The sequence below is a fragment of the Mucilaginibacter sp. genome, from assembly GCF_041663085.1.
In the GTDB taxonomy this organism is placed as follows: Bacteria; Bacteroidota; Bacteroidia; order Sphingobacteriales; family Sphingobacteriaceae; genus Mucilaginibacter.
The window spans coordinates 22314-30320 of sequence record NZ_JBAZRC010000043.1 but is presented as its reverse complement, the minus strand read 5'-3'; the positions used below and the strand labels follow the sequence as shown (position 1 = coordinate 30320).

The 8007-nt window shown below is 45.8% G+C and carries 7 protein-coding genes; 3 read left to right on the top strand and 4 right to left on the bottom strand.

What is annotated here, in order from left to right; genetic code table 11:
• The 3 genes from WC615_RS10425 to WC615_RS10415 all read left to right on the top strand — a co-directional run.
• A partial coding sequence (locus WC615_RS10425) for a hypothetical protein (RefSeq protein ID WP_372978041.1) occupies positions 1–966 on the top strand: 966 nt, incomplete at its 5' end.
• A gap of 16 nt (positions 967–982) precedes the next feature.
• The gene (locus tag WC615_RS10420) at positions 983–1903 is read left to right on the top strand and encodes a DUF692 domain-containing protein (protein ID WP_372978040.1); all 921 of its coding nucleotides are present in this window, start codon (positions 983–985) and stop codon (positions 1901–1903) included.
• Positions 1896–2744 (top strand): DNA-binding domain-containing protein, encoded by an 849-nt coding sequence (locus WC615_RS10415; RefSeq protein WP_372978039.1) that lies wholly within the window; start codon positions 1896–1898, stop codon positions 2742–2744. Before WC615_RS10420 ends, WC615_RS10415 begins: the two co-directional genes overlap by 8 nt.
• Here WC615_RS10415 and WC615_RS10410 read toward each other — a convergent pair.
• The 4 genes from WC615_RS10410 to WC615_RS10395 form a co-directional block, all read right to left on the bottom strand.
• On the bottom strand, positions 2741–3943 hold the full coding sequence (locus tag WC615_RS10410) for an MFS transporter (protein ID WP_372978038.1): 1203 nt from the start codon (positions 3941–3943) through the stop codon (positions 2741–2743). The genes WC615_RS10415 and WC615_RS10410 overlap by 4 nt on opposite strands.
• Positions 3944–4110: 167 nt before the next feature.
• Positions 4111–5091, bottom strand: coding sequence for a Hint domain-containing protein (locus tag WC615_RS10405; protein WP_372978037.1), 981 nt, complete (start codon positions 5089–5091; stop codon positions 4111–4113).
• Positions 5092–5175: 84 nt separating this feature from the next.
• Complete coding sequence (locus tag WC615_RS10400; RefSeq protein WP_372978036.1) at positions 5176–6342, bottom strand: histidinol-phosphate transaminase; 1167 nt, start codon at positions 6340–6342, stop codon at positions 5176–5178.
• A 34-nt stretch (positions 6343–6376) separates the two neighbouring features.
• Complete coding sequence (locus tag WC615_RS10395; protein ID WP_372978035.1) at positions 6377–7960, bottom strand: FAD-dependent oxidoreductase; 1584 nt, start codon at positions 7958–7960, stop codon at positions 6377–6379.
• Positions 7961–8007: the final 47 nt, after the last annotated feature.

Sequence of the window (8007 nt, the reverse complement as noted above, 5' to 3'; positions counted from 1 at the left end):
GCAAAGGCAAATGCCCGTGGTGTATTCGGCAAAATGGATCACTTTGAAACCTTTGAGTTTGTAAAAACGCTTATTGAAAGCGGTGGCATCACCACCTGGGACCAATGGCATGCCGATGGTAATAAGTGGACTGCAGAAATGCTGCAAACCGCCGGCTACACGCCTGATCCTTCAAGTAAGCTACCAACTACACAGGATATTGCAGACGCCCTTAACCGCTTAAAGCTGGAAGATAAAGACGATAAAAACTATGATCTTTTCAGCCGCACATCAGCAGGTGCCATTGCAGGGGTTACCAGGGTGTTAAATGAGTATTTTAAAAACCCGAAAGTGGAGTTTCCGTTCCCGTCAATGGGTGGTTCGGGCGATAGGATGTCTATTTGCTGGGCCGTTTTTGGTAAGATTCCGGATATCACTTTAGGCATCATAGGAGAGGGTGAGAAGCCATACGACCGTAATGTGCATTTATACCACGCGTGCCAGGGGATGAACCTTGATGAAAATCCTGATGCAGGATGCGATCTGGACAGCTGTGCGCCAAGCCAGTTATTTCATGCCTGTAAAGGATCAAACGATTGCAAGGCCGAAGGCGGCTGCGGTTTCGTACAATCTACCGGCGGTGGCAGCGGATGCGGCGGTTCTGTACCTACACCAGGTAAAGGTTTGCCGTTTAGCCCGCCATCAGATAATGCCTGCGGTGGTTTCGGCGGTTGTGCCGTACCTATATCGGCATCGCAGATCTACCCTGCACTTCCTAAAGACGAAAAGTACAAAATGCAGTTGTTTGATTTTGCTAAAGGAACCCATAAGGCCGAAGCTATGCAAATAATGGATTATGCCGAGGGCGAATTTGTTTATGATGTTGCCTGGAGGGCTTATGCGGAGGTGTTAAAGAAACGCGGCGAAAAAGTTCCCGAAAAACCAAAACCAAGCGATCTGCGCCTTGCATTCCCGCCATCAACCTAAAAAATAATTATTGCTTATGAGCATCAATACTAAACCACGCCTGGGCCTGCCAAATTTGGGCCTTGGCGTGGGTTTACGAAACAAGCACTTTAATTACCTGCTCAATAACCCGGCAGGGGTAGACTGGTTCGAGATCATCAGTGAGAACTTTATGGATGATTTTGGCTTCGCCAGTCATGTGCTTATTCACGTGCGCAAACAGGTGCCGGTGGTAATGCATGGCGTGTCGCTATCTGTGGGGAGTACAGATCCGATCAATTACGTTTACCTACAAAAACTGAAGGCTCTTGCTGAAATTGTAGAACCGGAGTGGATCTCTGACCACCTATGCTGGACGGGCGTTGCCTACACCAATACGCACGACCTGCTGCCGATGCCCATGACCGAAGAAAGCCTTGACCTTGTGGCCGAACGTGTGCTGAAGATCCAGGACTTTTTGAAGCGCCCGTTAATATTAGAAAACCCATCAACCTATCTGCAGTTTAAAGCATCAACCATGCCCGAGTGGGAGTTTTTATCCGCGTTAGCAAAAAAAACTGATTGCGGGTTACTACTTGATGTAAACAACGTTTTTGTATCGGCCCATAATCATGGCTTTGATGCGGTGAAATACATTGACAGCCTGCCGCATGAGCATATTGTACAAATGCATATTGCCGGCCCTACAGATTGCGGCACTTTATTGGTTGATACGCATGACCAGCCCGTACCATCGGAAGTATGGAAACTATACCGGCAGGCACAGCAGCTAACAGGTGGCGTAAGTACCTTGCTGGAATGGGACGCAAAGATTCCCGAATACCCGGAACTGCTGGAGGAACTTTTTAAAGCACGGGAGGTACTAAAAGGCAATATCCCTGATATGGGTATTTATCGTTCACCAAATATGCCGGTATCAAACCCGATAGATTTTCAATTACAGGCATCGAATGGTTAAACAGGATGCCGTATTACTGCAAAACTGGCTGCGTACCGTAGTAATGGCCCCGGGGTTTTTGAACCAGAAGATTGGGCTGGCCAATCATTTGTACCATGTGAATGAAAATGATGTGGTATCTGACGAGGGTGAGGCATCTGTACATGCACGGCTGAATGTATACAGCTCCGGCTATATGGCGCGACTGCTGGATTGCATGTACGCCGATTACGCCATCAGCAAAAAGTTTATGGGCGATGAGTTGTTTGATAGCTTCGCCAAAGCCTACTTGATGTATCATCCGTCTACCTCATTTACTTTGTACGACCTTGGGAAAGCCTTCCCCGATTTTTTAGATAAGACCAAACCACAGGTCCAAGAGGGAATAGAGAACAGTCATTTTGATATTCCTGCTGCACTGGCAAGGGTAGAACGTGCCAGGCAGGTAGCCATGCGCGCACCGGGTATTGAAAACGATGCTGTTAATACCAATCAGGTAGATATACAGGATATGCTTTTCGGTACGTTAAACATCAGCGTACCCGAATGCCTGCAGTTGCTGGAGCTTAACTTTCCGATGAAACAGTTTTTTCAGGCGGTTTACCGCGAAGAAGAATACGAACTGCCATCGCCGAAAAAGAGTTATATGGCTATCAGCAGGAAAAATTACCACCTTGTACTGGAGGAAATAACCGAAACACAATATTTATTGCTGACCGAATGCCGTAAGCATACTAATTTATACGACGCCATTTCGGTATTGAGTGCCAATCAGAATATTTCATCGGCAGATCTTTTGGCTGATGCTTTTTTGTGGATGCCGTTTTTGCGTAAATGCGGGTTTATACAGGTGGTAAACTAAACTTCAGCTTCCATTAAAAAGTCATCCCGGTGTTTTTCGGGCGTTTTTGAGCGGAACGTCATGTAAATTAAAGCCAAAACGGTAGTTACAGCCGTGGCGTATAAAATGGATGGCACCATGCCAATTACATCCTGGTAAAACCAGCCTGATATTAATGCGCCCAAACCTATCCCTGCCTCTAACGAGATATACATAGTTGCCATAGCTTTACCGCGGTGATTGGGCTGGCTCAGGTCCACCGTCCAGGCATTAAGGGCAGGAGAGAGGATCCCCGTAGCAATGCCATAAATAACGCCACCTGCTAACAAGCCAAAAGATGTTTTCTGATAGCCAATAACTATAAGCGCAGTAACCAGTAATACCAACCCGGTGTTAATTACATAGATACGCCCATACCTGTCAGATACCTTACCGGCTATAAAGCGTATCAGTAACGATGCGATAGTGAACACCATAAAGAAAAGCCCTTTGTTCATGATACCTAAGTGGCCGCTCCAATCGGGGATAACGGTTAATATAGCTCCGTATGCCACGTACGATAACAGGGTTACGATAGCCGCAGGTAAAACCTCAACCGCAATAATATCCTTACGGGAGATCTTCAGTACTGATAAACTAAAACGCTGCTTAAGTTTCAGCGTTTCTTTCATGTTCATCAGTATCACAATACTCATCAGCGCTAAAAATGATGAGGCATAAAACAATACGTTTAATGAATATGCCAGCCTGATGGTACTGCCAATAAACGGCCCGATAGCCAAGCCTGTGCTAAAACAAATACCATGAAAACCCAATGCTTCGCCCCAGCGCTCGCGGGGTACAATGTCGGCAACATAAGCAGCAGTTGCGGTTGGCTTAAACCCGGTTGAAAAACCATGCAGTAACCGCAGGAATAAAAAGCCTGATACCGTACTTAGTATGGGGTAAAGAAACCCGCATATAAAACAAACGATGGAACCAACCGCCATTACCGGCACACGGCCAACGGTATCTGTAAGTCGGCCGCTAAAAGGACGCGAGATACCGGCTGTAAGCGTAAATAAAGCGATGATAAGGCCCTTATGTTCGCCGCCACCCATGCTGCTCAGGTAAGCAGGCAGTTCAGGTATCAGCATATTAAAACTGGCCGAGAATAAAAGCGAACTAAGGCAAACCAGTGCGAAATGTAAATTATAAATAGAATGTACCGGTTTGGTCATAGTAGATAGAAGTAGAATATTTGGCAAGTGTACCAATTTGTATCAAAAAATCACCGCCTGATTTTTGAACAATGGCCATGCGTTTACTAACAAGATAACTTGTAGCACCACAGTAAATAAAAAAGGGCCTACATTGTAAGCCCTTTTATCACAATAGCTTAATTGAATTATTTCTGCAGTACCATAACGCCGTTCATAACCACGGTGCTGCCGCCATCGGCTACTATGTTATAAACTTTTTGAGTGCCGCCTGCTTTTTCTGTTTTTAATAAAACGGTATAAGCTTCGTATTTGCCTGTTTGTTCGTTAAGGCAAAGTACATCCTGCCCAACGGTTATCTCGCCAATTTTTTGATTGCCTTGTTTGGTAAGCATGGGGTGATTTGGTGTCGCTTGCAATACTTTACTGTTTAACCTAATGTCCTGTCCGTTTACCTGTGCCGACACCAGCACCAGTTTGGTCAAAGCATAGTTCTTAGCATCATGAGTAGTCAATTCTTTCACCTTTACTGCCGATGATACTTTGGTGGCGGGGTCAACCGTAATTACCTCGTCACCGCTTTTTACATCTTTCAGCAGCTTTTTAGCGCCGTTGGCCATCGTTACCAGTTCATCACCCGGGAAACAAATATCGTTCCCATAAGTAGCCGATTCCTCTTTCATATCCTTGCCGCCATTAAGCAGTTTATATTGCTTATAGCTAAGTTCTTTCGACAGGATGTATGATAACTTCAGGATAAAGTTTGTCTCCACCTTGTTAATGTTATCTATATCCTGGAAGTATTGCTCCCAAACCTTCGCATCTGCAGTAAAATCGGGTACCAGGGCTTTGTATAGCTTTCCTTTTTCGTTGGTGTAGAAAACCATGGTGCCAATTTCCTGCATGCCTTCTTTGGCTATCAGTTTGTACAGGTCTATTCGTTTTTTAAGGCCATCGCTACCGGTGATGAAGTAAGGCTTGCGGCCCTCGTATCGGTCGAGCACGTAGGCATTCTCAAATTTTACGTAGGTGTCCTTATCCAGGTCGGCAATTGTAAAGGTTTGCGCCTTGGTGTATTCGGCCATAGTAAGTGGCCTTGGTGTAACGGTTTGTGCGCGGCTAATGTATATCGTGCCTGCTAATAATAGTGTTAATGTTAGTTTACGCATGTGTTATAGAGTCAAGATATTAGAGTCAAGAATCAAGATGCCTAACCAATTACTGTCTTGGCTCTTAACTCTTGCTTCCGGTAATTAAGATATTTCTTTAAAAGCAGCGGCGAAGGCTTCCATTTCGTCCATACGGCCAATGCTTATGCGGCACCAGTCCTGGCCATTTAGTTTCCAGTCGCGGATACCTACGCTGCGTTTAAACATTTCGGTACTGAATTTTTTACCATCCATTTTTATCGGGAACATCACAAAGTTGGCCGATGAGGGGATATAGGTATAACCTTCCTTCTTCAAAACAGAATACAGATACTCTTTCGATTCGTTGGTTTTTTTAAGGGTCTCTGCTAAAAAGTCTTTTTCCTGATAAGCGGCAACGGCGGCAGCCAGTGTTGTACTGCTGATGTTAAACCCGGCGCTCGAATATTTTTTTAAAGTGGTTATAGTTTCGGGTTGGGCAATTACATAGCCCAAACGCAAGCCGGCAAAGCCGTAAAGTTTTGAGAAGGTACGCGCTACAATAATATTATTGCCTGCTTTTAACTGGCTTATCATGGTGCTGCTCTGCGGATCGGGCAGGTAATCAATATAAGCCTCATCAATAAATACCATTGTTTTTTTTGATACCCGGTCACAAAAGGCCTTAAGCTTGGCTGTATCAACAACGGTTGCGGTTGGGTTATTTGGGTTGCATATATAAACCATTCCGGTGTTGGCATCTACCTTGGCTTCCATGGCGTCAAGGTCTAATTTATAGTCGGCGGTTAAAGGTACTTTTACCCATTTGCCATCAAATTCCTCTGCGTAAGTAGGCAGGTCATCGTACGATGGGTCGCCGGTAATCACACTTTTGCCACCTTTTGTATAGCACAGAGCAGCGGCATGCAGTAACGGGGTCGAGCCGGAATCCAGCACGATGTTTTTCATCGCCACGCCCTCATAAGCTGCAATTTTACCCGATAACTGCGAAGCGAGCATAAATGGGTATTGGTAACTTTTATCAAGCGCATCTGCAATGGCTTTTTTTGCAGTAGCCGAGGGGCCGAACGGGTTCTCATTGGCCAAAAGCCTTGCTTTCAGGTCAAAAGGGGCTGCTAATGCTACTTCCCGGTCTGTAAGTGCACGTGGCGACCGCAATACACGTTTTGGCATAGCTGCCAGTTTTGTTATAGTGCCCGAACAAAAAGCCAGTCCCCCGGCCATAAAAGCGCTGGATCTGATCCAGTTTCTGCGGTTAATTGAATTTGCCATTGTGATGCTATTTTAGTTTTCTTAGTTTTTTAATTTATTGCTGTGCTTTGTATTGCATCTGCTGCCCGCTAACCCTTGCATGTAGCGCGGACACCGTGCTTCGTGCCGATTCAAACGCGCCGGCCATCCAGGCATTTAAGTAGGTGAGGTGTTCGCCTGCAAAGTATACCTGCTTATCGGGCTTTAACAGCGCCGGGTATTGGTTTTTGCGTGTATCGGTATTATAAACCGCCCACCCGCCAAGGCTGTGTTTTGTTTTATGCCAGCTTACAGAAAAAGAGTTTTCAAACTCCTTGTCGTACTGCGGATGGATTAGCCTGCCTTTTTCCAGCGCAAATTTCTCGCGGTCGGCGTAGCCTAATACACCTATCTTTTGTGCCTTCTCATTAAAGTTATAGTAACCTATCAGGATGCCTTTTTTACCCAGGTAATCGTACGATGGGTAGAACACCTGCGTCAGGTCGTTATTGGTATGGGTGATGCCGCCATAAAGGTGTTCGTCTTCTTCCCAAAAGCGGCGTTTAAACTGCAGGCCAATTTTACCTGTCGGGATATACCCGATATAATCTATCGCCCGGCTTACATCGCCCGAGAAGTTATGGTTGATATTACTCAGTACTGGTAAGGGCAGGGTGCAGATGCATAGGTCGCCTGTAAGCTCATGCTTGCCTGTGGCATCGGTATATAAAACCTTTACACCATCGGGCAGGTTGGTTATATCGGTTACTTCGGCCCCCATTTTTAGCGACGGTGCCACTTTCTTCTCCAAAGCTGATGATATTTTGTCCATCCCGCCAACAGCCTGGAACATAGTCATTTGTAGCTCGTAGGTATATTCAGCTACATTATAAAAGTCTGGGTCCATCAGGCCAGAGTGGATCAGGTCGGCTAATTTGTGCGGTTCACCAAATTTTCCGGGCTTGTTGCCCGCACCGTACATCTCTGTATAACCGCGTCTTGCGGAAGCTTTGTAAAGTTTATCCACATCTAAACCACCCTCGGCTTTCAGGTACTCAATAACCTTTTCGGCATCTTCTTTAGTTAATGCGCTATCCAATCCGCCATGGTCAATGCTTTTAGCCAGCATTTCGTTCATGTACCCGCGAATATCATTATGTACCTCCCGAACCTTTATCTTTTTGTTTGATAAAGGGCCCTTGCCTTCAGCGAAGTAATATGCGCCTTCGTTTACATTATTATACACCTGTATAGGTACGCCAAGCTCTTTACAGTAATGCAGGGTAAGCTCGTGGTTATGCGGTATGCGCGATGGGCCTGCGTTAAAATACTGCCCTTCATCAAAACGGGCGGCAACGGTAGGTTTGTCAATTTCGGTATTGGTACTGCCGTTACGTATGCTCCAGCAGCGGCCGCCGGTACGTTGGCGGGCCTCTAAAATGGTACAGCGGTAACCAAGTTTGTTAAGTTCGTAGGCGCAGGTCATACCAGCCAAACCAGCACCTAAAATAATAACGTGTTTGCCCTGACCGGTGCCTTCTAAGTTAAAAGCATGTGCAGGGGCAGGGCGCAGTAATCCTAAAGCCATCATGGCGGGGTAGGTGCCGCCCGCAAGCATTGCGCCCTTGCCTAAAAAGTCTCTTCGGCTAATTGTTTTCAATAGGAGTGGTTGTAATAATGCTTAATTTGTTAAAGATAATTTAATAT

Coding starts and splice junctions, on each gene's coding strand:
- WC615_RS10420 (WP_372978040.1), top strand. CDS start 983: ATGAGCATCAATACTAAACCACGCCTGGGCCTGCCAAATTTGGGCCTT.
- WC615_RS10415 (WP_372978039.1), top strand. CDS start 1,896: ATGGTTAAACAGGATGCCGTATTACTGCAAAACTGGCTGCGTACCGTA.
- WC615_RS10410 (WP_372978038.1), bottom strand. CDS start 3,943: ATGACCAAACCGGTACATTCTATTTATAATTTACATTTCGCACTGGTT.
- WC615_RS10405 (WP_372978037.1), bottom strand. CDS start 5,091: ATGCGTAAACTAACATTAACACTATTATTAGCAGGCACGATATACATT.
- WC615_RS10400 (WP_372978036.1), bottom strand. CDS start 6,342: ATGGCAAATTCAATTAACCGCAGAAACTGGATCAGATCCAGCGCTTTT.